General features: G+C 46.9%; 23 protein-coding genes. 6 read left to right on the top strand and 17 right to left on the bottom strand.

Annotation, left to right across the window (positions count from 1 at the left end):
• Positions 1–89: 89 nt before the first annotated feature.
• The 8 genes from qhpE to peaA all read right to left on the bottom strand — a co-directional run bounded on the left by qhpE (position 90) and on the right by peaA (position 10,841).
• On the bottom strand, positions 90–803 hold the full coding sequence (qhpE, locus tag BM099_RS06185) for a subtilisin-like serine protease QhpE (RefSeq protein WP_090725811.1): 714 nt from the start codon (positions 801–803) through the stop codon (positions 90–92).
• Positions 800–2,521 (bottom strand): ABC transporter ATP-binding protein, encoded by a 1,722-nt coding sequence (locus BM099_RS06180; protein ID WP_090725809.1) that lies wholly within the window; start codon positions 2,519–2,521, stop codon positions 800–802. Before BM099_RS06180 ends, qhpE begins: the two co-directional genes overlap by 4 nt.
• 229 nt (positions 2,522–2,750) lie before the next feature.
• On the bottom strand, positions 2,751–4,685 hold the full coding sequence (locus BM099_RS06175; protein ID WP_090725807.1) for a sigma-54-dependent Fis family transcriptional regulator: 1,935 nt from the start codon (positions 4,683–4,685) through the stop codon (positions 2,751–2,753).
• A gap of 179 nt (positions 4,686–4,864) precedes the next feature.
• On the bottom strand, positions 4,865–6,181 hold the full coding sequence (locus BM099_RS06170) for an alginate export family protein (RefSeq protein WP_090725805.1): 1,317 nt from the start codon (positions 6,179–6,181) through the stop codon (positions 4,865–4,867).
• Positions 6,182–6,276: 95 nt separating this feature from the next.
• The gene (gene peaD / locus BM099_RS06165) at positions 6,277–7,416 is read right to left on the bottom strand and encodes a quinohemoprotein amine dehydrogenase subunit beta (protein ID WP_090725803.1); all 1,140 of its coding nucleotides are present in this window, start codon (positions 7,414–7,416) and stop codon (positions 6,277–6,279) included.
• A gap of 16 nt (positions 7,417–7,432) precedes the next feature.
• Positions 7,433–7,759, bottom strand: coding sequence for a quinohemoprotein amine dehydrogenase subunit gamma (gene qhpC / locus BM099_RS06160; RefSeq protein WP_090725801.1), 327 nt, complete (start codon positions 7,757–7,759; stop codon positions 7,433–7,435).
• Between the two features lies 1 nt (position 7,760).
• On the bottom strand, positions 7,761–9,191 hold the full coding sequence (peaB, locus tag BM099_RS06155) for a quinohemoprotein amine dehydrogenase maturation protein (RefSeq protein ID WP_090725800.1): 1,431 nt from the start codon (positions 9,189–9,191) through the stop codon (positions 7,761–7,763).
• A gap of 51 nt (positions 9,192–9,242) precedes the next feature.
• Positions 9,243–10,841 (bottom strand): quinohemoprotein amine dehydrogenase subunit alpha, encoded by a 1,599-nt coding sequence (gene peaA, locus BM099_RS06150; RefSeq protein WP_232348970.1) that lies wholly within the window; start codon positions 10,839–10,841, stop codon positions 9,243–9,245.
• 414 nt (positions 10,842–11,255) lie between these two features.
• Between peaA and BM099_RS06145 the strand changes: the two genes are divergently transcribed.
• The gene (locus BM099_RS06145; protein WP_090725798.1) at positions 11,256–12,749 is read left to right on the top strand and encodes an aldehyde dehydrogenase family protein; all 1,494 of its coding nucleotides are present in this window, start codon (positions 11,256–11,258) and stop codon (positions 12,747–12,749) included.
• Positions 12,750–12,876: 127 nt separating this feature from the next.
• Here the strand turns inward: BM099_RS06145 and glcF are convergent, their stop codons facing one another.
• The 3 genes from glcF to BM099_RS06130 are packed head-to-tail and all read right to left on the bottom strand — an operon-like array spanning position 12,877 to position 16,665.
• Positions 12,877–14,094, bottom strand: coding sequence for a glycolate oxidase subunit GlcF (gene glcF, locus BM099_RS06140; protein WP_090725796.1), 1,218 nt, complete (start codon positions 14,092–14,094; stop codon positions 12,877–12,879).
• A gap of 11 nt (positions 14,095–14,105) precedes the next feature.
• Positions 14,106–15,170, bottom strand: coding sequence for a glycolate oxidase subunit GlcE (gene glcE / locus BM099_RS06135; protein WP_090725794.1), 1,065 nt, complete (start codon positions 15,168–15,170; stop codon positions 14,106–14,108).
• A complete protein-coding gene (locus BM099_RS06130; protein ID WP_090725792.1) occupies positions 15,163–16,665 on the bottom strand; it encodes an FAD-linked oxidase C-terminal domain-containing protein in 1,503 nt (500 codons plus the stop codon). The genes glcE and BM099_RS06130 overlap by 8 nt, the downstream gene beginning before the upstream one ends.
• A gap of 308 nt (positions 16,666–16,973) precedes the next feature.
• Between BM099_RS06130 and BM099_RS06125 the strand changes: the two genes are divergently transcribed.
• Complete coding sequence (locus tag BM099_RS06125) at positions 16,974–17,375, top strand: YbaN family protein (RefSeq protein WP_198064133.1); 402 nt, start codon at positions 16,974–16,976, stop codon at positions 17,373–17,375.
• A 105-nt stretch (positions 17,376–17,480) separates the two neighbouring features.
• Here BM099_RS06125 and nhaA read toward each other — a convergent pair whose 3' ends face one another.
• The 4 genes from nhaA to BM099_RS06105 all read right to left on the bottom strand — a co-directional run bounded on the left by nhaA (position 17,481) and on the right by BM099_RS06105 (position 20,129).
• The gene (gene nhaA / locus BM099_RS06120; RefSeq protein ID WP_090726176.1) at positions 17,481–18,818 is read right to left on the bottom strand and encodes a Na+/H+ antiporter NhaA; all 1,338 of its coding nucleotides are present in this window, start codon (positions 18,816–18,818) and stop codon (positions 17,481–17,483) included.
• A gap of 110 nt (positions 18,819–18,928) precedes the next feature.
• Positions 18,929–19,456: a lipocalin family protein gene (locus BM099_RS06115; RefSeq protein ID WP_090726174.1), complete on the bottom strand. Its 528-nt coding sequence runs from the start codon at positions 19,454–19,456 to the stop codon at positions 18,929–18,931.
• Between the two features lie 55 nt (positions 19,457–19,511).
• Complete coding sequence (locus BM099_RS06110; RefSeq protein WP_090725790.1) at positions 19,512–19,862, bottom strand: VOC family protein; 351 nt, start codon at positions 19,860–19,862, stop codon at positions 19,512–19,514.
• A gap of 30 nt (positions 19,863–19,892) precedes the next feature.
• A complete protein-coding gene (locus tag BM099_RS06105) occupies positions 19,893–20,129 on the bottom strand; it encodes a DUF1272 domain-containing protein (protein ID WP_090725788.1) in 237 nt (78 codons plus the stop codon).
• Positions 20,130–20,340: 211 nt separating this feature from the next.
• Here BM099_RS06105 and BM099_RS06100 point away from each other — a divergent pair, with 211 nt between their 5' ends.
• Genes BM099_RS06100 through BM099_RS06090 form a run of 3 tightly spaced genes read left to right on the top strand, consistent with a single transcriptional unit; the run spans position 20,341 to position 22,749 of the window.
• Entirely contained in the window at positions 20,341–21,309 is a 969-nt protein-coding gene (locus BM099_RS06100; RefSeq protein WP_090725786.1) for an ABC transporter substrate-binding protein, read from the top strand.
• Positions 21,306–22,067 carry an ABC transporter permease gene (locus tag BM099_RS06095; protein WP_198064131.1) on the top strand — a complete coding sequence of 254 codons (762 nt, stop codon included), beginning with the start codon at positions 21,306–21,308 and terminating at the stop codon, positions 22,065–22,067. Before BM099_RS06100 ends, BM099_RS06095 begins: the two co-directional genes overlap by 4 nt.
• Positions 22,060–22,749, top strand: a complete 690-nt coding sequence (locus BM099_RS06090) for an ABC transporter ATP-binding protein (RefSeq protein ID WP_090725783.1) — start codon at positions 22,060–22,062, stop codon at positions 22,747–22,749. The genes BM099_RS06095 and BM099_RS06090 overlap by 8 nt, the downstream gene beginning before the upstream one ends.
• Before the next feature lie 103 nt (positions 22,750–22,852).
• Here BM099_RS06090 and katG read toward each other — a convergent pair whose 3' ends face one another.
• Together katG and BM099_RS06080 are read right to left on the bottom strand one after the other, a co-directional pair.
• On the bottom strand, positions 22,853–25,009 hold the full coding sequence (gene katG / locus BM099_RS06085) for a catalase/peroxidase HPI (RefSeq protein ID WP_090725781.1): 2,157 nt from the start codon (positions 25,007–25,009) through the stop codon (positions 22,853–22,855).
• A 156-nt stretch (positions 25,010–25,165) separates the two neighbouring features.
• A complete protein-coding gene (locus BM099_RS06080; RefSeq protein ID WP_090725779.1) occupies positions 25,166–26,035 on the bottom strand; it encodes a LysR family transcriptional regulator in 870 nt (289 codons plus the stop codon).
• Between the two features lie 158 nt (positions 26,036–26,193).
• On the opposite strand from BM099_RS06080, the gene BM099_RS06075 reads away from it, so the two are divergent.
• Positions 26,194–26,694 (top strand): lactoylglutathione lyase family protein, encoded by a 501-nt coding sequence (locus BM099_RS06075; protein WP_090725776.1) that lies wholly within the window; start codon positions 26,194–26,196, stop codon positions 26,692–26,694.
• Positions 26,695–26,724: the final 30 nt, after the last annotated feature.

Below are 26,724 nucleotides of genomic sequence, written 5' to 3'. Positions count from 1 at the left end.
CATGACTCCTACTGAATAAGGATATTTTGAATCAGGCTGGCTCTTGAATCAGGCTACCTGTCGAAAAGCTACCTGTGGAAAAAGTTGCCTCACGACAGACGTCGTTCCGGGCCTCTATAATGCGCCTGTTGCTGCAGGGCTTTAACGATAGCCTCTGAACTCGCATCCGGTGAAGACAGTAATAACCGGGTAATGTGGCCTGTCATGTGCGCACAACCAAGGCTAGAGCCCGCCGTTTGTTGTTTCTGATCAAAACCTAATACATGCCCGCCAAAATCGGCATATTGAGTATTCAACCATGATATTTCATCCAATGCACAGCGAGCATCTCCCGTCATGCGAATCACGCCATCATATGCAGATGGATATACAGGCTCACCTCTGGCTGGCGATGATGCACACAAAATAACGCCTGCCGATAAAGCCTTATTAACCGCTTCTTTTAAAACCGGCCGGTCATCCCGTAAACCAAGGCTCAGATTTATGACTCGCACCTGCTGACTAACTAACCAGTCAATAGCCGCCGCGACCTGGGCTGCCGTTGTTGTACTGCGCTGGTTAAATACTTGTGCCGCATAAACGAGTGCTTCTGGTGCATGATGATGGATAATATCTAATAAACGCGCGCCGTGGTTGATGGGATCTTCGCTGGGTTCATCCATCCACAGTGCACCGTCATGCAGTATAAATGCAGCACCATCCTCGACCAAGTCCTGCTGATCCAGACGAAATCCACTATCAACTATACCGACTCGAATGCCTAAGCTCTTACCTACATTCTCAACATCAATAGACTCACTCATGCGATAATCGCCTCACCAGCAAGCAGCTTCCCATCCTGCAAAATCACACGCTGCTCAGCACCCGCCAGTGTTGAAGCTCTGTGACTAATCAGTATGCGGGTACGCCCTGCAAAAAGCTGATCTACCGCATCAATTACCTGTGCTTCGGTGGCTTCATCGACCGCCGCAGTCGCTTCATCTAATACCAGAATAATCGGGTTCTGCAGCAAGGCACGGGCAATAGCGATACGCTGTCGTTGCCCACCTGAAAGCTGCTGGCCTCTCTCGCCAATAATACTGTCTATCCCCTGCGGCAGTTCTGCAATTAAACTCTGTAACTGAGCTTGCTCGGCAGCCGCTTCTACTTGTTGATCGCTTGCTTCCGGACTTGCATAACGGATATTTTCGCTTAACGAACCTCTGAACAAGACAATATCCTGGCTCACCACCGCTATTGATTTACGCAGTTCAAGCGGATTAATCGTACGAATATCAATGCCATCTAACGTAATGCTGCCTGATTGTGGATCATAGTAACGCTGCATCAGGTCGATTAAAGTGGATTTACCAACGCCTGACGGGCCGCTAAGGGCCACCTTGCTTCCTGCGGGTATTTCAGCAGAAGCTTCAGATAAAATCAGTTGCTCACGGCCGGGATAGGCGAAGCTGAGGTTGTTAAAACGCAGCTCCCCTGTGACGTTTTCCGGTAGCGGCTTCCAACTAGCATCATGAGGAATTTCTGGCTGCTCTATCCGCAACTCATTAACACGTCCTAAACTGACGCTCATTCGCTGAATCGCTACATACAAACCTAACAAACTGTTCACTGGGCCAACCGCCATACCCAAATACGTTGAAAAAGCGATCAACGAACCCAACTGCCAGTCGCCCTGAATAACCCAATAACCACCAATCAAAAAAGCCGAGGCACGCGTCAATGAGGTTAACGTTCCGGGAATAGCCTGAGTGAAGAACTCTGTCACCTGCAATTTAAGTAAATCACTCAGGTAGTTTTCATTAAGCGTATTCAGTTTTACTCGTTCACGATGCTCCTGCCCCACCGATTGGATAAACTTCATAGCCGGCAGTGTTTCTACCAAAAAACTCGACAAGTCTGCTGAACGCTCGCGGATAGTGCGCACTCTGACTTCAACCTTACGCCGCATCCAGCGTAACCAGAGTACTTCTAGCGGAATCATAATCAAGACTAAGAGTGACAATTTCCACGACAAAGCCAGCAGCATCACGACCGAACCGACTAAACCCAAAACACTGCTGACTGCTGAAAACATACTGTCCACGGCAAAGCGCTGGATTTCGGCAACATCACCGTCGAGCCTTGAAAGCAGATCGCCGATACGCCGCTTGCCATAAAAGCTGGGCGATAACGTTTGCAAATGCTGATAAAGATTATCGCGTAATGCAAAAAGAATTCGACCGGATAAACGTGTATGCAGGTAGCGGGTAACGCCTGATAACGCCGTGCTAATAATACCAACCGAGATCATCAGTAACGCGACACTGACTAAAGTGTCGTAATCTTTGGCAATCAAGCCATCATCGATGAGCGTTTTTGTTAGCCAGGGTTGTAATAACACCATGCCTGATGCAAATACCGACAACAACATCAGACCCATTATCGCTTTGGTCTGAGGTTTAACAAAGGTATAAAGCCAGCGAAACGCATCTTCTAAATGACCGCCCTGACCGTCAATTGCGGCACTTAACCATCTGAACATGAAATCTCCACTTTATTACCGATTTAAACAGCCGTCTAATCACACCAACACTGTGATAAAAAACACAAAAGGGCTGTCATCAGACAGCCCTTATTAAACTCGCGTACATGCTCTTCTTGGGCAAACATCGAAAAAGCATCCGGTTGTACTCAGTCAGTGCCACCAAGATTAAGCTCTTTACCCAAAAGTCAAAGCGTCGCTACTAATCAGATGTAACAGGCGAGGCGTATCAGGCCTCACATTCTCTTAGCTTGCGGTAAATTGTCGCTCGACTAATACCGAGTGTAGTAGCTGTGGCAGAGACGTTACCCTCACACTGCTCAAGGGTGTTGCGAATCAGCTCCAGCTCAGTAACTTTAATTGTCGCCGCTCGGCCGGATGAGCTATTGGTGTTCAATTCCTCAATAAAATCATCGGTTAAGTGATCAATAGTGATCTCTTTTTCACCTTCATCCAGAAATGCTACCGCCGCTTTCATCACCATTTCTAACTGGCGTATATTGCCCGGCCAGGCATACTGACGAAACATAGCGAGAACCTCATCATGAATTTTAAGATGCGCAGCTCCCATACGTGATAACAAATCAGCGATCAAAACATCTAAGTCTGAACGCGCTCTCAATGCCGGCAACTGCACACCGACACCGTTTAAGCGATAATAAAGATCCTCACGAAAAGTATCTTCTTTCACTAAGGTTTTGATATCCCGATGGGTTGCACAAATTAAAGCGATATCAAGATCAACCTCTTCTCCGCCCCCCAGGGGTGAGACTTTACGTTCCTGTAAAACCCGTAATAGCCGCGCCTGCAGGGCAAGAGGCATATCACCAATTTCATCAAGAAATAAAGTGCCGCTATTCGCCTGCTGAAAACGCCCGACCATGCCACCTTTGCGAGAGCCGGTAAATGCACCCTCGCGATAGCCAAACAGTTCTGACTCAATCAAGCCTTCAGGAATTGCGGCACAATTCACCGCAATAAAGGGTTTGTCAGCACGCTGGCTCTGATTGTGTAACGCACGTGCGACGACTTCTTTACCGGTACCGGTTTCTCCGTTAAGTAAGACCGGCAGATCATGATCAATCCCTTTCAAGGCCATGCGTAGTGCTTTAGCTAACCGAGGATGCTCTGCTCCCACCTTTTGCAGTGACGGATGGTTCGCTTGACGTTTTAATTTTCTCGCGTCTTTAGCGAAAGACTCTTTTCTAGCCGGCAAGCCTTTAAGCTGACGAGGAAAATGTAATAACTCACAATAAAGAACAACATCTCTGAGCTGTAATGTTGCACCGTTATTACGTAGCAGCTGATTCAGCAACACTGTCGGCGCCTGGCCGGTAATGGTTTCAATCGGTAGGTTCAGTAAGTTTTCTCGTGATTTTTTTAATAACTGACAGGCTTGTTCGTTAAGCGCCAGAATATTACCCTCAAGATCAATGGCAATAAGCCCTTGCCAAGCTGAATGCAAATACTCGCTACGGCTATGAAAGGCAATAATTACATGCTCTTGAAAATGAGAAATAAATAACCGGTTTTCTATATTTCTTGCAGCGAGCTGAACGGCACTCATATTACCCTGAATATGCTGTTCATTAGCCTCAGTGGTTAAATCCAGCACACCCAATAACTGACCGTTAACACCCATGATCGGCGATGATGTACAAGAAAAGCACGACACCCCGTCCAGAAAATGCTCATTACCATTTATCATCACCGGCTTAGCATCTACCACGGCGGTGCCTAATGCATTAGTACCGCGCGTATCTTCAGACCAGCAAGCGCCGGATTGTAATGCATAACTCCCAGCATTGTTAAGGGAACGCCTATCGCCCAACAGCGACAGAATCGTTGCCTGATCATTGGCGAGAATTACCATCCCTTTATCGCGATTAAACTGACGCGAAAGATGGTCCATTTCAGGAGCCGCCATCGATATTAACGTCTGGTGATTCTCTTTTAATTCAAGAACATCACAAGCAGAGCTTTGTTGAGCAACCAATGGATCTTTAAAGCGCACACCTGCTTTAAGGCTACGCTGCCATGACGCCTCAATTTGCGCACGTAAAAAGCCACTGGGCAACTCACCTTCTAAGAGAAGCCTTTCACGAGCACGCTGTGCATCATGAAGTGGATCGCTGTAAATTCTCTGCTCTAACTTATACGGCATGGAATATGCCTCTTGATGATTGGTTCTTAATTATTGTTATAACACCGGATGTCTTTTTGGAAAGGCGACCTTTGCTACTTTAAACCGACTACAAAGCAAAATGCAATATAGGTATTAAACCAGAAAAAAAGCAACCACTTCAATGAAGGGGTATTAAAGTGGCTGCTTTATCCTGACTATTAAAAGAAATACATCATCACGGCCTGCGCATATATATTGCTATCATCATTCCCTTGAGCACCAACAACAGCATCGCCATCAGGCATATAAATCCCGAGTAACGGGCTAAACACCCAGTTATCATTGATTGTCCAGAGTGCATACAGGTCAACCTCACTACCGGCCAGATCAGGGGCGTCATCCTGTGGAGTAAACTTCCAGTATTGTGCGCCCACTTGCAAATCAGCTCTTGGTGACGCTGATATTTCCAGGCGACTAACATCATTGCCACTGTTGGCAGGACCTGCATAATTTGAAGCGACTTCTCCCTGAAACCAGGTTCCGAAGCCACGTGTGAAGCCGAAGAATAACGGATCAAACGCTTCATTTTTAGTCGTAGCCGCGTTATCACCGGAAAATTGAGCATAGCGATAGTTAACAGTAGGCGACCATGCCACATCAGCAAAAGTCCAACCGGCTTCTACATACCAGGCGTTACCCTCATTTTTAACCGCAGAATCACCCCCACTTTCTTTTACGTACTCAAAAGATAAGAAAAGGTTTTCGACACCTAACGAACCCTGGCCGCGCAGGCTAACAACATCCATGCCTTCACGTTGATCCCATATACCCAAACCTGCGCCTTGATCAACTTCAAGCACAGAAAGATAACTAACGCCTAACGTACCGTGCGTTTCATCAACATATTCAAGATTAATACCGGCCAGCGAAGTGTCCTGATGATAGGGGTTATTAGATTGTAACCAGAACAGATCTCCTCTGAAGTTACCTTCTGGATCGACCTTTAAAATAGCGGTATTACTAAAGCTTTTCTTACCCGCCAGGTAATAAGCACCGCCGCGATCTACATCAACACCAGGCACGCCTAAATCACCCAAACTGATAGCATCTCCAGCGATGAGGAAACCGTCACCTAATTGGAATGTTTGCTGCCCAACTGACAGATCTATCAGGTTATTTGATGATCTGACTCCCAGATAGGCATTTTCTAAATCGAACTCCCCTTCATCTCCATTGGTTAATCCTGCAGCATCACCATCACCTGCGGTACCTAGTGCAATAGCACCGAGCCCTGCGTATCCCTGAATGCCATTGGGTAATTTATGGGAAACGACAAACGTTGGTTTAACATACCCTTCCTGCCAGGTACGTCCACTCTCACCGACATAATCTTCTGACGTTGAAAACACACCTGCCATAGCTTCAACATTAAGCTCAATTTGAGTTTCATCAGATGAGCTTAATACTGCAGATTGGGCTGTTGCCGCCATCGCTGTCGCAACCAACCCCACTATGATTCTTTTTTGGATCATCATTTTTAAGTACCATTTTTATTATTTCAGACAAAAAAGCCCCTACGAGACCGATGACGGTCTCTGTTAGGGGAATAACCAGAGGATAAAACCAGGTATTAACGGATAAAGATTTGAGAGGTACTTATCGCCATATCACCACCCGGCAATTGAATATTGCCAAGCTTTTCTAATGAATCAGCATCATAAATGGCTACATCATTAAATGTGCCGCCTAGATATATTTTGCTACCATCGTGATTCATCGCAATGCAGTAATAAGAATGATCAAGGGCACCAGCCTGAATCAGTTTTTTCTCTTTAACATCATACTTAGCTAAGCGATTAAGCACGCCAAATACAATATTAGGGTCTTTTGGGGATATCATGCCCGTAAAGTAGATCTCAGTGATCGGGCCAAAATCTGTCGTCTGAGTCTCTCCTGTTTCCAGATCAACATTCATAAAGCCATAAATCCAATCGGCCGTATCCACATTGTACGATTCATCCTGAAACTTGGCAGTGGTATACAGAATTGTGAAATCATTTGACGGTGTTTGAATCGGCCAGGCATTCAATACATCCGGCGGTGCATATAAGGGCCGCTGCCAATTTCTGCTCGCAATAGCCGTGCTGTATTCACCTGTATTCACATCAAACTTATAGATGTCTGCACCCGCCATATACAAACCACCGTCCGCACCGGTCATCATCACGGTGATTTGTCGTGGTACCGGAAAAGTACGAATAGGTTTTGCATCTAAGCCACCATCAGCACTATAAACTGCCAACTGCGTTGGTTGAACCCGGTAGTGGTCCCTGTTTAGCTTAGTGGGATTATGTATCGCATAAATCTCTTTTCCATCAGGGCTAATCGCCATGGAAAAGATAGATTTTGTACGTACCGTCGGATCACTTGAAAAACGCGTATGAAAGCTCACATCACACGTATCTAAGTTAATACCGTAGATATCTTCATAGTGATTAGACAATATATAAGCGGTCTTTTTATCCGGGGCAACCAGCATAACGCCGGGCCCAAAAGCACCTGGCACTTTGCACGTCTTAAACAATTTGTCCGTTTCCACATCAATCACATGGATTTGATTGGGGTAATTAGCAACGATCATGTATTCATTGCCCGGCTCCAATGGCGCATCGGCAGCCTGCACCAATAAAGGAAATACAGTTGCAGTAACAGCCAACAAAGCGGTATTCAAACTCTTAGCCAGCGATGGCCTTTTTTTTGTTATATTCATTATGCTCATCCTGTCTTTACTTTTTATCTGCGGGGAAAACAGTACCCAGGTTCCGCCAATCATCTTTAGAGTTCTGGGCATCTTTATTCCAGTCCTGATAAGTATTCATCATGTCTGGAACCTGAGCCGGCCACCAGCAAGGGTCAGCACAGCCATAAAGGTCGGATTCCATAGGTTGGCAAAGAGAGGTTACCGAACCAAAAGCATCGATCTCCCAACCGGGATCTGTTGTCGCAGTGCAGCCTGCCAAGCTACTCATTGCCACGACCTCTTCCACCTGATTATCGGCGACGGCCCGGTCAAGCAGTTGAGCTTTATTATTGATGGGTTTAAGAAATTTCATATCAGAGAGCCCTCCGAGGTGTAATGTAGGTATCGATAAAGGCCGGATTATCGGCCATGATGCGGCTATAGGTTTCAATGACAAAATCAACCCAGTCACGCATCAAATCGCAATAGTGGTAAGTAGGTCGCGTCGGATCTTCATAGCGAGCGTAGCTTTCGTGATAGCAGCCTCCTGAACAAAGGTTACGAATATGACAGGTCTCACATCCCGTATTGGTTCGATCCAAACGCTGAGCAAGAAATCCACCCAAACGCTCTTTATCAATCCCTTTGTGTACATCACCAAAGGTATTCAGGTCTGAACCGGTAAAGCGATGACAGAGGTTAAGCTCACCTTTGTGATCAACCGCCAGCATTTTTAAACCGGCACCGCACGGAAGTGCTTTCTTATTACCTTCATGGATGTCCGTTATCATCTGATGCATATTGCTAAAACCTATATTACGGTTCTGCAATGCCGCTTCTAAATAACGCTGACCGAGTGCTTTCATGTTATCGAAAACCTGCTTAACCTCTTCATCAGAAAGGTTAAATTCAGATATATCGCCCGATGTTACCGGCGCAAAGCCGACTTCGGCAAAACCCAGTTCGTTAAAAAGATGATCCCAAATAGCTTCAACATCTGTCACGCCCTTGGTTAGCGTTACCCGCGCACCTACTGGGCGTGAGCGGTAACGGGACAGCAGCATTTCAGCTTTACGCCGAACGACGGCGTAAGTGCCTTGTCCACCCACAGTGATTCGATTTTTGTTATGTATAGCCTCAGGGCCATCCATACTGATCGAAATACCAAAGCGGTGCTGATCAAGCCAGTCGACAAGCTCCTCATTGAGTAAGGTTGCATTGGTGGTCGTTACAAAATTGACACGCTTACCTGCCTCAGCAAAGCGCTGTTCACAATATGCCACCATCTCTTTGATCAGCGGCAAATTACTCATCGGCTCACCACCGAAGAACACAACGGTGTAGGTTTCTTCATCAGGTGATTCTTTTAGCAACATTTCAACAGACGCTTTGGCGGTTTCAAAGTCCATTTTCTTGCCTTCAGAAGGCTTGTCCAAATCCTCTTTATAGCAGTAAGTACAGCTTAAGTTACAGCCCGTATTTACATTCAAAACTACTGTTGTTAACGGAAATCTATCAACTGTTTTTGCGCTAATTTCAGGTGTTAAACCAGACCCGTCGCTCACGACTTCCAATGCACATAAGTTATGCACCAGCTCATGAACATCATGGCTGTTATAGCGGTTATTAAGTTGATGACTAATATCTTCAACCGACAAACCGCCGCTGCGTAATAACCCAAAAATATCTTGTGTCATCGAGTCCAATTCAAATAATGAATTGGTCGGGATATGAAACATCATTTGCCGTTCGCTTACCCGAACTTCATGTAGATTGTTCTCAACTATGTTAAGTACAGCACTCATGATTCAGCTCCTCGTTTTAATTATTATTATGTGGATTTCAATTATTGAACGTTACGGGATCGGTGGGTTATTCCAGCGCTGTATCGTTACGATGAGCTGGCCATCCGCCGTGACCGATTTACCTTCATCGTCAACTTGAGCCACCACTTTGAGGTTGCCGGCATTGTTAGTACTCATACGGCGCTCAGGGTTTGGTCCAGCCAATGCAGGTGTAAACACACCTGAAGCCGCATCCATCCGTCCACTGAAGTGAACATCATTATCTGCTGCAGAGGCATCATCGAACGGCGCAACCGACCAGGACGCAGGCATAAAACCAATACGTACATCATCTGCTGTACCGGCAACACCATCACTACCCGCAGCCCACGCTTCTGCTTCAAAAGCCGCTTCTATTTTTGGAGTAGAACTATTGTTACCACCGACACGCGCAACCTGGAATGCAGGAATGACTTTCAGGCTGGAAACCTGGTCATAGACAGTAATGTCAGAACTCGCCTTACCTATATGGATTGCCTGCGCACCCGTAGCCACAGAACTACTCGCTTTAACCTGCAAGACACGCTTGTTTTGATCAGACGAAACATCTTTCAGTAGTGTTAAACCCTCGTCTAATACCACATCGCCCTGTAAACCCGTTCCAACAATGGATAACTCAACCGTATCACCCGCCTTAATATATTCAGGCTGAACGGCCAGAATAGAAGGCTCAGCGCTGCCCTGTTTAACCGCAGCAAAATCAAATCCACGCTCATCATGTTCACGCTCGAACATCCGGCCCTGCATCTCTCCCGTCTTCGCTGTAGAGAAAACCTGTCTCATCGGTGTTCCATCAACCGTCAGATTGGCTCGCCACTCATAGCCGGTATAAAGAATCGCATCGCCTGTACCTTTGAAGGTGGTTCCATCAGCATACTGGCCTGTCAGCGTGATACTAAACTGATCTTTGCTACCTTCAACCACCTGCATAACACCGTTCATTTCTCCTTTACCCGGCATTTTTCCGGCAAACGTCCAGCTGCCAGCGACATCAGGCTTTACACTTTTCTGCCACTCATTCCAGGACTTGCTCTCTAACGGCAGCATTGCGGCTAGTTCCGGTACCATTTCATTCAGCGTTAAGTCCAGCCAATCACGATCACGCGCCAGCGACTGGTATTCGGTCGTAGGCCATTGCCCTAAATGAAAATGTACTAGGTGCTCCCATTCACTGGCAGGACGTCGTTGAAGCATGACGCGGGCACCAGAGTGGCAACGCGCGCAGGTTTCGGTAAATGCTTGTGATTCGAAACTTTCTGAAGTATTTAAGCGACGTTCCAGTGCATATCGCGCACCTTCAGTCTCTGAAGGTGCTAAACCCTGACGGTCCGCTAAGTATTTAACCAGCGTATGACGCTCATCATCACTGATCTTCAGCCCATGCATAATTTGCATGCGCGCAATACTCATCAACCAACCTTCAGGCGTTTTGCGCTGATGGCTAATACGACTCCAGGAGGTTTTACCTTCCACTTCATGACATGCCACACATTTTTGTTGGACGATGCTTTCAGCACCAGCACCAGCAGCATTCGCCGACGGAATAAATGAAAGTGAAGCTGCTGTTAGCAGCCCGCTCATTACGGAAACGATAGGGGGTGTCTTTTTCAAAACAAGACCTCCTGATTATTATGATTATTTTAAGAATGGGTTATATGTTTCACACCTATGACACAGCACATGATGTGCCAATTTAACTTTAATACTTTATTAACAATGAGTTAGTGTAAAATACTGTACTTTCTCACTAGATCTGGCAGTAACCAAAACTGTGCCAAAATGAGACGGCTGTTCAAAAACGATACAATTATTGCAACAAACGAGCAAAGACAGCGTCTTTGTAAAGATCCGGCGTCTCACAGACAACCCTATGTTTGTCTCACTCTGAAACAATACCTTTCTCTATCTAATCAAAAAAATATTTAATATATTTCTTTATTTACAATGAGTTATTGATATTCCTCTTGTATGGCACAGCCTTTGCTAATCTTCAGATAATATCAAACAACAATAAAAAGGCTTGTTATGACTACATATACTCCCAGCGAAGCAACCAGCAACTTTATTAATCGAAACCATCAGCTGTTCATCAATGGTGAATCCGTCGCCTCCGTTTCCGGAAAAACGATTGATGTTTACAACCCGGCCACCGCTGAAAAAATAACTCAAATACAAGCAGCCGGTCAGGAAGATATCAATAAAGCAGTAGCGGTTGCGCGTAAGACTTTTGAAGACTCAGATTGGAGCAGAGCCCTGCCCTCGGACAGAGAGCGCCTGTTATGGCGTTTAGCGGATCTTATTGAAGCCAATAGTGATGAGCTATCAGAAATTGAATCAATTGATAACGGCAAAGGCGTTGGCATTGCTAAAGGGGTTGATATTCGACTGGCCATCGATTTCCTTCGTTACATGGCCGGTTTTGCAACCAAAATTGAAGGCAGCACGGTTGATGTATCGGTTCCCTTTATGCCGGGTTCGCAGTTCCATGGATATACTCGCCGCGAAGCCGTGGGTGTTGTGGGTGCTATTGTCGCGTGGAACTTCCCACTGTTGTTATCCTGTTGGAAATTAGGCCCGGCTCTGGCTACCGGTTGTACCGTTGTTTTAAAACCCGCTGAAGATACGCCTCTGACGGCATTACGCTTAGCTGAACTTGTCATGGAAGCCGGTTACCCGCCTGGGGTCTTGAACGTCGTAACAGGCTACGGACATGAAGCCGGTGCTGCTCTTTCCTCCCATCCTGATGTTGATAAACTGACCTTTACCGGATCAACCCCCGTAGGAAAAATGATCGGTAAAGCGGCCATGGATAGCATGACCCGTGTCACCCTGGAGTTAGGAGGCAAATCCCCCACCATCGTTTTAGAGGATGCCGATCTTAATATGGCAGCACAAGGAGCCGCTAATGCCATTTTCTTCAACCAAGGGCAAGTATGCTGTGCAGGCTCGCGTCTTTATGTGCATAAAAAACACTTTGAGAATGTCGTCGCTGATATTTCAGATATCGCAAACAGCATCACACTAGGCCACGGTTTAGACCCTAACTCGCAAATGGGTCCGTTGGTTTCGGCGAAGCAGCTGGATAGAGTCAACGGCTATATCGAAAAAGGCCGCCAAGACGGCGCCACTATTACCGCCGGCGGAAATGGCGTAAACGGCCCTGGGTACTTTGTTAAACCAACCGTCATGGTGGATCTTGCACAAAACTCTGCACTTGTACAGGAAGAGATCTTTGGTCCTGTTCTGGTCGCCCGTCCTTTTGAAGATATTGAAGAGGTGATTAAAGCCGCTAACGATTCACCCTATGGCTTAGGTGCCAGTATCTGGTCGAATAACTTATCACAGGTGCATCGCATGATCCCGCGCATCAAATCCGGTAGTGTATGGGTTAATTGCCATACCGCGCTTGATTCAGCACTGCCCTTCGGAGGCTATAAACAATCCGGACTGGGAAGAGAGATGGGATCAGCCGTGATCGAGCATTACACTGAACTTAAATCCGTCTTGATACATATTTAAAGCGAACATTTAAGCCAAGCGTTTAAAAGTTAAGATAGCTGTTTACAATACAGGGGCTAACCAGCCCCTGTATTTATTCTGATTCTACATTTCTCTCTTTAACTATTCCTATGCCTTGTAGCGCTTCTCAGCGATCCAACAATTCAATCCAGTGTTGCACCGGTACTTTCGCTTTCGATTCCAGATGCAGCTGGCACCCGACGTTGGAGGTCACGATACGATCTGGTTCCCCCCCCGTTAGCGCTTCTAACTTATTGCTTAACAGTTTTTGGCTCATTTCAGGCTGTAAGAGTGAATAGGTTCCCGCCGAACCACAGCAAAGGTGTTTATCCTTAGTGCGAGTCAACTCAATACCCACTCGTTGAAGAATACCTTCAACCACATCATTTTGCTGCATCGCGTGTTGCAAGGTACAGGGGCAATGCACAGCAACCTTGCCGGAAGATTCACGGATATTAATAGAAAGCAAAGTGAGGTCTTCTGCGTGCAGTACTTCGCTGATATCTTTGGTCAGCTCGCTAATTTTTGCTGCTTTTTCAGCATAGTTAGCATCATATCTTAGCGCGTAGCCGTAATCCTGCAACATGGCTCCACAGCCAGACGCTGTCATTACAATCGCTTCAACGCCCGCCTCTACCGCTGGCCACCAGGCATCGATATTACGCCGCATAAAGTCCAACCCTTCATCATGTGCACCCAGATGATAGCTGACGGCACCACAGCAACCTGCGTTAGGCTCTTCCAGCAGCGTAATACCCAACTTATCTAAAACGCGCGCCGTGGCGATATTGGTATTTGCTGCGCTACCTGGCTGGACACATCCTGCCAGCGCCAGCATCTCCCGGCCGTGTCGCTTGGCTGGCCACGGGCTATTCAGCTGTCGCTTAGGCGGTATCTTGGTTTTAATCGCTTCTGGCATGATCGGCCTCAGGACCTGCCCTGCTTTTAATAATGGGCCAAAACGCTGTGGATAAGGAAGCACCCGACGAAGCGCCCAGCGTATGAATTGTTGATTGAGCGGGCGGTCGAGCTTTTTCTCGATTTCAGCACGGCCAAAATCAATTAAGCGGCCGTATTTAACACCGGAAGGACATGTCGTTTCACAGCTACGACAGGTTAAACAGCGGTCCAGATGCGTTCGGGTTTTCTCAGTAACCTCGCCACCTTCGAGCAGTTGTTTGATCAGATAAATACGTCCACGCGGGCCATCTCGTTCATCATTGAGCTCTTGGTAAGTCGGGCAGGTCGCGTTGCAAAAGCCGCAATGCACACAGCTTCTGAGAATCTTTTCAGCGTCTTGTCCCTGCGGGGAATCTTGATAGTGTGGAATGAGGTCCGTTTTCATAAAAGCCTGCTTTACATCCAGTGATATAAACGTCCGGGATTAAAAATACCATCAGGATCAAACGATGTTTTAATCCGCTTTTGGATGGCCTGAAGAACGGCGGGTGTCGTGTGCATCACTTCCGAGCGACGGTCTCCACCTGAATAAAGGCTGACCTGCCCTCCTGCAGCGGCCGCCAGTGATTCCATATGCAGCTTATCCTGCTCACCACGAAACCAGCGCTGCGCCCCACCCCAATCTATTAAAGAGTACTCATCCAGTGCAGGAATACTTGCCGCTGAGTTAATCGAAAAACGCCACAGCGGCAGATCGGTATCAAAAAACGGCAATTCCTGCTGGCCTAACTGCTGCCAAAACTGATTGGCCTGATCTTGCGTTAATTCTGTGCCTTTCCACTCTTTTAGCGTCGCTTCCACCGCTGAAAGCGCACCGGATAAACGCACATACAAACGCCCCTGCAACCAACACGCGGCGCTTAAGGGCTTAGGCCGTGAAGCAAGTTGATTCATAAAGGTGATAGCCTCCTGAGCGCCCATATCCCAGGCCAGTGTGCGGCTTGCAGCCGGTTTTGGCAGCACCTTTAAACTTATCTCCGTGATAACACCCAACGAGCCCATCGCGCCTGCTTGTAGGCGTGAGACATCGTAACCGGCGACGTTTTTCATCACCTGGCCACCAAACTTTAAGTGCTCCCCAAGGCCATTAATTAAGCGAACACCCAATACATGATCGCGTACAGAACCCGTCCAAGGCCGGCCCGGGCCTGATTGATTACACGCGAGGGTGCCGCCAAGAGTCGCCTCACCCGAGAAGCGAGGCGGCTCAAACGCGAGCATTTGATTATTTTCAGCAAGAGCTGCTTCAATCTCAGTGAGTGGCGTGCCGGCTCTGGCCGTCAGCACCAGCTCAACAGGTTGATAATTTACAATGCCACGATGTCCGGAGACGTCCAGCCGATCACCTACGGCCTCGCGGCCCATAAATGATTTACTGCCACCGCCGATAATATTCAATGTCTGTTTAGCATCGCGGGCAGCTAGTACTTGCTGTTGTATGTCGGCAGATAGATCAGCCATGAGCAACGCCCTCCTTATGCTTATTGCTATTGGTATTGTTACTGTTTTCCATATCCTTATTTTTGGGCTCTATCGAACGGTACTCCTGGCAACGTCGCAACGTCGGCACGCCCTTGCCTGGATTCAATGTACCCACAGGATCAAAGGCATCTTTAATGGCGTTGAATTGGAGTAACTCCAGCTCAGTAAATTGCACCGACATCTGACGAATCTTCTCGATCCCGACGCCGTGTTCACCGGTAATACAGCCACCTACCGCAACGCAGAGCTCGAGAATCTTGCCACCGAACTCTTCGGTCTTGGCAAACTCACCGGGAATATTCGCATCAAACAGAATCAACGGATGTAAATTACCATCGCCCGCATGAAAGACATTCGCCACACGTAATTGATAGTGTTCCGACAAGCGCTGCATTTCAGTGAGCACATGCGCTAACTGACCACGAGGAATGGTGCCATCCATACAGTAATAATCAGGAGAGATACGGCCTACGGCTGGGAAAGCAGACTTTCGGCCTTTCCACAACAGCGCACGCTCTGCTTCTGTTTGTGAAGTCCTGACAGAGGTAGCGCCAAAGGAATGGAACAGCTTTTCTACCTGCTCAATATGCTCCTGTACTTCCTCTGCGGTGCCATCGACCTCACACAACAACAAGGCTTTCGCCTCTTTGGGGTAACCCGCTTTAGCGAAGTCTTCTGCCGCCGATATCGCGTAAGAGTCCATCATCTCTAAACCCGCAGGGATAATACCGCTGGCAATAATGCCACCAACAGAATCACCGGCTTGCTGGACGTTATCAAAACCTGCCATCACCACACGTGCTTTTTCCGGTATCGGTAGTAACTTAACCTGAATCTCGGTGATCACACCGAGCAAACCTTCTGAACCATTGATCAGCGCTAATAAATCTAAACCACAACTATCCAGCCCTTCGCTGCCTAATGTGACCTTTTCCCCTTCTACGGTCAGCATTTCTACGCTCAGAACATTGTGTACCGTCAGACCGTATTTAAGACAATGCACGCCGCCTGAGTTTTCAGCGACATTGCCGCCAATCGTACAGGCTATTTGCGAGGAAGGATCAGGCCCGTAATACAGACCATATTCAGCCGCCGCCTCGCTAATCGCCAAATTACGCACACCGGGCTGTAATCTGGCCGTGCGTGTTTGTGGGTTAATCTCAATAACATTCTTAAACTTAGCGAGTGAGAGAACAACCCCCTCAGCATTAGGCATTGCTCCGGCACACAAGCCTGTGCCTGCTCCGCGGGCAACCACAGGCACCGCATAACGATGACAAATACGTAACACCTCTTGAACCTGCGCTACTGTCTCTGGCAACACAACAATCAGCGGCATTTCGCAATACATCGACAAGCCATCACACTCATAAGGCTTGAGTGTTTCGGCATCAGAAATAACATTTTGAGCGGCTATAAAGCCACGAAATAGCTGACACAACTCATCTTGACTCGGCTTACTTGTCGTACTCATCAAACGGCTCCGGCATCTGTATAACGCTACTAAGCCAGTACCAAATAGTGATACATTTACACAATATGCGAGTGGCTTTTACTGAATCTTATAACGTGATGGATACGGATGGCATTTTATTTTCAGCTAATAAGAAGTTTACTCTTAATGCTAACCTAGAAAGACCGCTAACGCAGAAGGAGTGCTAAACCAGAAACAGAGCTAACGCAGAAAGTAATGGCAAACCATCGCTTCTGGATAAACGAGCCACTAACTGTGTTAGGCTTTCGCATAATATAAAGACAAAGAAATTGATACAGGCTGCGTGAGTGAACAAAATAACCCGTGCTGGTGTAAAAAATGGTGTAATGATTAGTTGCGGTTGGTTTTTTATCGCGCTGGGTGCCATCGGCGTAGTCTTGCCTATTTTGCCCACAACACCCTTTCTTATCTTAGCGCTTGGCTGCTTTGCCAAAAGCTCTCCGCGCTTTCATCAAATGCTATTGCACAACCGTTGGTTTGGCCCTGCGTTAAAAGAGTGGGAAGCCACCCACCGCATGTCTCGCCAAACCAAAAAACGCTCAACCCTAATGATTATTGCTACTTTTTCAATATCGATACTTATATTGTCTGGCCGTCCTTATTTACAAATCATGCTCATAAGCTGTGCCACCATATTATTGTTCTTTCTCTGGCGTATCAAAGAAACACCGCCCGCCCGTAACCCATAACTTATAACCTATAAAAACGCCGTAGCAAAAAGCCTATAAAGAACAACTAATAAGAGCAACCAACGCCTGTATGCAAACCGGCGAGTTTCCTGGCTCAGCGTTCGGTTATTTTTTTGTAGAAACCAACCGAATATATAATACGCCAAGAATTGCCGAAAGAACTGAAGCGGCCAAGATCGATGTTTTAGCGATATGGAGATACTCGGGTTGCGTGTCAAAACCCAACGCGGCGATAAAAGTGGACATGGTGAAACCTATCCCTGCTACGAACGATACACCAATGACATGTTGAAGGTTAACGCTATCAGGTAAACGACCAATTTTGTAGCGCAAGCCTAACCAGCACGCACCGGAAATACCGATGAATTTGCCAATGACGAGCCCGCAAATAATGCCTAATCCAATAGGATGCTGCAGGCTTTCGACAAATGAGCTGAAGCCAAATACTACACCCGCATTGGTTAACGCAAACAACGGCAAGATAAACAATGATACCGGCAAGTCCAACGCATCTTCCCAGCGCCGCAGAGGAGTGCCGGCACGCTCCGCATCATCGCGCACCTCCAGCACCTGCTCGTGATCCCGTCTGCTACCAAGGACATCCACTTCGTTTGTTTTTTTCTGCATTGCGCCAATGATTGATTTCACATTATCACGCAATTTCCGTGTCGCCAACTTGGGTTTTGCTGGCACCGTCAATGCAATTGCGACACCGGCAACCGTCGGGTGAACGCCTGACTTGAGCATCGCCCACCAAGCGGCAACGCCGATTATAAAATAGAAAAGCGGCTGGCGAACCCCTGCGTAGTTGGCCACAGCCAAAAATGCAATCAGCGCAAATGCACTGAGCAGGTGCATTACAGATACTTCTTGAGTATAAAATATGGCAATGACCACTATCGCGCCGACATCATCGACAATGGCGAGGCCAACAATGAAAGCCAGAAGACTAACCGGTATATGTTTTCTCACGATAGCAAGGACACCCAACGCAAACGCGGTATCCGTTGCCATCGGTATGCCCCATCCAATCTGCGAGTCAAGTGACCAGTTGAGCATGGCATAAATCACAGCCGGACACACCATTCCACCGACTGCACAGAAAATCAGCATACGTCGATTATCAGGTCGGGCGAGCTCTCCGGCCAATACTTCCCGTTTGATCTCAAGACCGAGCAGAAAGAAAAACACCACCATCAAACCATCATTAATAATGTGTTTGAGTGAAGCCCGTAGCTCGAACTCCCCTACAAAAAAACCAATCGGTGTGTGTATCAGATTCTGGTAGGTAGAAGAATAAACTGAGTTTGCCCACCAAAGGGCTGTGATGGTAGCAACCAGAAGTAGCAAGCTGGAGGTTGTCTGGGCGCGAATGAAGTTTGAGAATGGATCGTGTATATTTTCCAAACCACGCTGCAATGCATTTTTAGAATCGTTGGCCATCTTAATACCCTGCATAAATCAATAAGAAACGGCGGTCGGTTATCCTCAGAACTTACGCTTATGGTTTTGATCTATCAACAAGATGAAAGGATTCAGAATCAGCACAGGTATTATTTCTGCTGTGGATAGATTAGATTTTCTGTTTTGAACCCACGTTCTTTAGACATATCGATAAACTTTTGAATAACGGCTGGCTCAACCGAAGGCGTTCTTGCTAAAAGCCAGAGGTATTTTGAATTAGGTCCCGAAATAAACGCATATTGATAGCTCTCACTATCTAAGCCCTGATCCAGCTCAAAAATGACATAAGAGCCGTAAAATGGCCCGAAGAACGAGACTTTTAGATAACCTTCGGAATCTTCGTTGACAAAATAAGCCTTACCTTCAGCCTCTTGCCATTCATTGTCAGCCTCAGAAAAACCACGATTAATAACGGCAACACCACCATCACTTTTTAAACTATATTCGGCACTTACCTGACTCAACCCTCTTTCAAAAGAATGGTCCAGGCGAGCAATTTCATACCATTTCCCTAAATATTTTTGCAATTCAAAGCCTGACACTGGTTTTACAGACTCTGGCATGCCTAAGCAGCCACTAAGAAGAAATACACTTATGATCAATAGTATTTTTTTCACCGGATCTCCTCGCCTATCTAACGTAAAGTGGTTGTTCTTATTAGGGTTCAATTTGTTATTCATGCTGCAACACATTAATAAGTTTGCCGAAAGGATCACGCACATAAAATCTACGAATGCCCCAGGGTTCAACCTTGGGACCATACTCTATTGCAATTTTCGCATCCTTTACACGAGCCAAAACGGTGTCCAAGTCATCAACCTCGATGGAGAGATCCGGCACTGGTGTGCCAGAGCCGCCCTCAGAGGCGATACTTACTTGGACGGTCATTTCTGAGTCTACGCCATACGTCCTTATCCAGCCGTGATCCATAACCAGCTCAAGCCCAAAAATGCCTTTATAGAAAGCCTCCGCTTTTTCTGGGTTAGCCGCTTCGATATTTGTGACGATACGCTTTACTTTCACTTGAACCCTACCCGGATGTTCGTTTTGCGCTCAACAGCCTAGTTCTTTTAAAACACGCTTAGCTGACGCTGGATTATTTTTTAATGCGGCAAGAGGCCTAATGGGGCGCTCAACTAAATTACCAGAGCAATTTGGGCAAATATAATTTAATACCGATTCTGCGCAACCTTTACAAAACGTACATTCAAATGTGCAAATAAACGCTTCTGTTGATGCAGGCGGTAAATCTTTATCGCAGCATTCACAATTAGGTCTCAACTCTAACATTTAAGCCTCCACTGCATAGAAACATTACTATTAAAACAAGTATTAAGCAGGTCTAAGAATGACACCGTCAATTACCACCTGCAAAAGTATTAGTCTAACTACGACTATCGAGCAAAAAACAGGCACCAAAGTACCATTTTGACTCATCTATCAGCAGCCTATGTTGGTATGTGGTTTTACTACATCTACTATTTGAAAAAATGAGTGCCAAATGCAAACTTTCTTATCCCTTTTTTTATCCAGCATATTGTTTTTTTTCTCTCCTCAGCTAATCGCCCAACAAGCCCTACCCACGCTGAAAGTTACCGTGATTGCATGGGGTACCGTTAACTGGGAACTACAGCATATTAAACAGATGCAACTGGATCAGAAACATGGCTACAATTTAGTGATCGACCGGGTGGCAAGCCTGTCAGCTGCACGTATCGCCATTACTGCGGGTAATACAGATTTTATCGTGTCTGATTGGCTGTGGGCCTCCGAACGCAACCTGAAGGGAGCCAATTTACGATTCATACCTTTTTCAAAGCAAATTGGCAGCATTATCGCAGCACAAGGCAGCAATATATCCAGTTATTCCAGCTTAAAAGGTATGAGAATAGGCATTGCAGGTGGCCCTTTGAACAAGGGCTGGGTCCTGATGCGTGCGGCAGCCAAAAAAGAGGGGGTTGATCTTCAGCAAGAGGCAATAATACAGTTCGGTGCACCGCCCTTATTAAGCCAAGCCCTGAAAAATGGTCAACTCGATATGCTAGCCACCTTTTGGCATTATGGTGCCCGTCTTGAAGCAGAGGGATATCAAAAGCTCTATAGCCTTGAAACAATCATGAGAGATCTTGGCCTAAAAAGTAACGTGCCCATGCTGGGCTATTTATATGAAGCTAAGCTGGAGGATCAGCACCCAGATCTTGTTAGCGCATTCTATGAATCTGTTAAGGCAGCTAAAGCGCAGTTAGCTGTGGACGATAGCGCTTGGCAAACATTACGCCCATTGATGAAAGCTGAAAATGATCAGATCTATCAGGCCCTGATTACAGGTTATAGAGCAGGCATTCCTGATGAGCTTAATCAGCAACAGATAGAAGATGCGGTTAATTTCAACAAAATCATTGATGACCTTAAGCCCTACCCTAGCGGTTTACCACTTGATCCTCAGCTTTTTCATAAGGAGATCAGATGAAAATAGGCAGGATGGGTGATCAGGTAATCGCTTTTGTTTGTTTGCTATCTATCTGGTGGGTGATCGCTTCGTTGGTATCCAGTCCCTTATTACCCGCCCCCGCCGACGTTTTTTCGGCATTAAATAAAGAGTGGCATGAGCAGCGGCTGCTCGAAAGCTTATTGGTCACACTGCGGCGTGTTCTTATCAGTTTTATTTTTGCTATGCTCCTGGGTGGGCTACTTGGCGTGCTGATGGGGCGGTTCAGGTTGGTAAACCGTATACTGGATCCAATCCTCATTATATTGCTGAACATTCCAGCGCTCGTCGTTATCATTCTGCTTTATATTTGGTTCGGTCTTATTGAAGTGGCTGCTGTTGCCGCGGTTATTATTAATAAATTACCAAATGTTGCCGTGACCCTGCGTGAGGGAGGCCGCATGTTCGATCATGAGCTGGAAGAGATGTCGATAATGTATCGGTTTAGCTTTCGCCAGAAGCTTCTACATGTATGGTGGCCTCAATTGTTTCCTTATATCATGATTGCTACCCGCAGCGGCTTAGCGCTCATTTGGAAAATAGTCCTGGTTGTTGAGCTACTGGGGCGATCTGACGGTGTCGGCTTTCAATTACACTTGGCTTTTCAGTTGTTTGATGTCGCCACCATCCTCGCTTATAGCTTTGCTTTTATCCTTGTTGTTCAATTCATTGAGTGGTTCATATTACAACCATTAGATCGCAACGCGACCCGTTGGCAGAAAGGTGCTGGCAATGTTTGAATTTAATCTGGAAGGTCTTGAGCTGTCTGATCAGAAAATTCTTGCGGCACTTAACTTCAAGCTTAACCCAGGAGAGACTCACTGTTTGTTAGGTCCCTCCGGCAGCGGTAAAACATCGCTGCTTAACGTGATGGCCGGGTTAAAGCAAGACAACACAGTGACAAGTACTAAAGGCGAAAGTAAACATCAGCATCACAATCAATGGTTACCACGTAAGCCTGATATTGGATACCTCTTTCAGCAGCCACGGCTTTTACCTTGGCGCACTATTTTGCAGAACTTGCAGTTAGTTGAGCCTGATAAAGAGACGGTACTTCGTATGTTAGGCGAGGTTCGGCTGCAAGACTATGCCGACTATTATCCCGCTAAAATCTCATTAGGTATGGCAAGGCGTGTGGCGTTAGCCCGTTGCTTACTATTGAAGCCTGAACTGGTATTGATGGATGAGCCGCTAACCTCATTAGACCCGCCAACCGCCAGAGAGATGAGGAGGCTTATTAAGCGTTTGGTCTGTGATCACCCAACACGCAGTATGATCTACGTAACTCATAATCTGGAAGAGGCGCTTGAATTGGGTGATACGGTATCGGTTTTAGGTAATACACCGGCTGAAGTTATCTATAGTAATTCAATAGATAACGTATCGCGTGAGGAACTTGAGACCTTACTTAAACATTCATAGCAAAGACTGATAGCAAAGGTTAATAGCAAATGTAAGGGGACGAAGAGAGCCTTCCCTCAGTCCCCGCACCGCTTTGATGCGGCACGGGGCTTTGTGCAGAGGATTAAGCCAAATCGAAGCGATCAGCGTTCATTACCTTCGTCCATGCAACAACAAAGTCCTGCACAAACTTTTCCTTGTTGTCATCCTGTGCATAAACTTCGGCATAAGCGCGAAGGATCGAGTTGGAGCCGATAACAAGATCAACGCGTGTTGCCGTCCACTTGACCGTGTCCGTTTCACGATCGCGGATTTCATACAGATTGTTTCCTGCGGGTTTCCACGTGTAACTCATGTCCGTCAGATTGACGAAGAAATCGTTCGTCAGTGTTCCTTCATGCTCGGTGAATACACCGTGTTTTGTTCCACCGTGGTTGGTGCCAAGCACCCGCATACCCCCCAGCAGTACGGTCATCTCAGGCGCGGTCAGCCCCATTAATTGCGTACGGTCGAGCAGTAACTCTTCGGCGCTGACAACATAGTCTTGCTTGAGCCAGTTGCGATAGCCATCATGAATGGGTTCCAGTTCATCGAAGCTACCCACATCGGTCATCTCTGCTGTTGCATCTCCGCGTCCAGGCGAGAACGGTACTGTCACTTCAACGCCAGCGGCTTTTGCCGCCTGCTCAATAGCGACATTACCTGCCAGCACGATGACATCAGCAACACTGGCTCCGCTCTGGGCAGCAATCTGACTAAGAACAGCCAAGACTTTGGCCAGACGCGAAGGCTCGTTACCGGCCCAGTCTTTTTGTGGGGCGAGGCGAATGCGTGCTCCATTGGCACCACCGCGCTTGTCCGAACCACGGAAGGTTCTGGCACTGTCCCAGGCGGTGCAGACCATTTCGCTCACACTCAGACCACTGGCTACTATTTTGTCTTTCACCGCCCGGGGATCGTAATCAGTAGCGCCTGCAGGCACAGGATCTTGCCAGAGCAGATCTTCTTGCGGCACGTCGGGACCGATATAACGAGCCTTAGGCCCCATATCACGATGCGTCAGTTTGAACCATGCCCGCGCGAATACTTCAGAAAAGTAGTCGGGATCTTTGTAGAACTTATCGGAGATTTTTCGATATTCAGGATCCATCTTCATGGCCATATCGGCATCGGTCATGATGGGATTGAAACGGGTCGATAAATCTTCGACGTCGACCGGCTTGTCCTCTTCCTTGATGTTAATGGGTTCCCACTGCCAGGCACCCGCCGGGCTCTTCTTCAGTTCCCACTCATATTTGAGTAACAGTTGGAAATAGCCGTTGTCCCACTGGGTAGGATGCGTCGTCCATGCGCCTTCAAGGCCACTGGATACAGTGTCGCGACCAATACCGCGCTTGGTCTTATTTAACCAGCCAAAACCCTGGTCCTCAATTTCAGCACCTTCAGGTTCAGGGCCGAGCAGCGTGGCATCGCCATTACCGTGACATTTGCCGACCGTGTGACCACCCGCGGTGAGCGCAACTGTTTCCTCATCGTTCATCGCCATCCGTTCAAAAGTGACCCGAATATCATGCGCGGTTTTAAGTGGATCCGGATTACCGTCCACCCCTTCAGGGTTGACGTAGATCAGCCCCATCATGACGGCGGCCAGCGGGTTCTGCAGATCGCGTTCACCGGAATAACGACTGCCTTCGCTACCGCTGGGGGCAAGCCATTCCTTTTCTGAACCCCAATAAGTATCTTTTTCCGGATGCCAGATATCCTCGCGACCGAAACCAAATCCGAATGTTTTCAGGCCCATAGATTCATAGGCGATAGTGCCCGCGTAAGCAATCAAATCGGCCCAGCTGAGCTTGTTGCCATATTTCTTCTTGATGGGCCAGAGCAGACGGCGTGCCTTATCCAGGTTCACGTTGTCTGGCCAGGAATTGATGGGCGTAAAGCGCTGATTACCGGTACCGGCTCCCCCTCGACCATCAGCGATACGATAGGTGCCAGCTGCATGCCAGGACATACGAATCATCAGTCCGCCGTAATGACCCCAGTCCGCCGGCCACCACGCCTGGCTGTCAGTCATCAGCGCATGCATGTCTTTCTTCAGGGCGGCTACGTCGAGTTTCTTAACCTCTTCCTGATAATTGAAGTCCACCCCCATCGGATTAGTCTTGCTATCGTGTTGGTGGAGAATATCGAGGTTAAGCGACTTCGGCCACCATTCCATGTTGGACATACCACTCTCTGTGGCACCGCCATGCATCACAGGACATTTGTTGTTAGCCATCGATATATCTCCTATTTTTATTGTATTCATATCACAGTATTGGCTTTTTAACATTTTTGTAAAACAGTTTATTGCTATTGTGACAATAGGTTTTACCTATGAACAACTGGGGTCAGATCATAACAACTAACAACTGGAGTCAGATCACAGTTTTTACTATAGACACTCCATTGCTTCATCAATCACTGTTCTCACTCTGCTTGGCATAAATTTATTGATGTGAAATCCAAGATAGAGCGTCTCACTCACACGATGTGCAAGCCGATGTATTTTAACTTGCCCAGTGCCGTTAAAAGCCGCTACTGCATGGCCGGGTAAGACGGTAAATCCCAGCCCCATACTTACCGGTTCGAGAATCAAATTGATCTGGTTTGAAAAGCCCGCCTTTTTAAACTGTTTGCTGTTCTGGAATTCTGGGTAGTTAGCGCCAAGCAGCAGTCCGGCATGATGTGCTCCGTCGGGATGGTCGATAAACCCCAACTCCATCAATTGCTGCCAGTCTGGTTCAAGCACTTCCTTGGGTGTAACCAGCAATAACTCTTCTTCGGCAACAGGCTTAAAACTGACTTCATCTAAGGTGGATGGCGTCGTCAGAAATCCGATATCGACCTTATGTTCAGCGATGAGCTTTTCTACTTCGCTGTTAGGCGCAAAGCGATAATCAATGACCAACTTAGCGTGCTGTTTCTGTAGATTTAACAGACGAGGATAGAGCTTAAGGCCGACACTTCCTGGAGAAACCACGCGGACGGTGCCTTCAAAAGCGGGATCTTCGCCTACTCTCTTTTCAAGATCCGACAAAGTTCTGATGATCTTCAGCCCTTCGTGATACAGACGTTCGCCCGCATCAGTCAGCGTGAACTGTTTACCCTGTCTGATCAGCAATGGCTGGCCTAAGTGATCTTCTAACTTTCGCACATGCTGGCTGACACCTGATTGGGTCATGTTTAAACGCTCGGCAGTACGGGTGAAGTGCGCCACTTCCACCAGCGTACAAAAACTACGTAACCAGACTGGACTGATCATTACAAAAAATACTCAAATGTATTAAAAATGATAATTTTACCTAATGAATAATAATTTGTAACCTATTTGTACTTTCAATACGTGACATCAATTTACGACATCAGCTTTTTATATCAACTGGTGTTATTAACATGCGTTATAAGAATGGAGAATAAATCATGAGCAATGTTTACCCTCGCAACTTTTCTCACATCGGTATTTCAGTACCTGATTTAGAAAAGGCTGTTAAGTTTTATACAGAAGTCATGGGTTGGTACTTAATCATGAAGCCAACCGAGATTATTGAAGACGATAGCCCGATTGGCGAAATGTGTACCGATGTTTTCGGCAGCAATTGGGAAAAGTTTCGCATCGCCCACCTTTCAACCGGTGATCGCATTGGTGTTGAGATTTTTGAGTTCAAAGGACAGGAAAACCCAGAGAACAACTTTGAATACTGGAAAACAGGTATCTTCCACTTTTGTGTTCAGGATCCTAATGTTGAAGAACTGGCCGAACGAATTGTTGCTGCAGGTGGTAAAAAACGCATGGAAAAACCACGCTATTACTACCCAGGTAAGAAACCTTATCGCATGATATACATGGAAGACCCATTCGGTAATATTCTAGAAATTTATAGCCATAGCTATGAACTCGTTTATGGTGAAGGCGCGTACTAACCAGCTAACAGATATAGGAGCAGGAACAGG

This window comes from Neptunomonas qingdaonensis (assembly GCF_900113275.1).
Taxonomy (GTDB): domain Bacteria; phylum Pseudomonadota; class Gammaproteobacteria; order Pseudomonadales; family Balneatricaceae; genus Neptunomonas; species Neptunomonas qingdaonensis.
The sequence above is the reverse complement of the archived record's forward strand: the minus strand, read 5'-3'. Positions and strand labels throughout refer to the sequence as shown.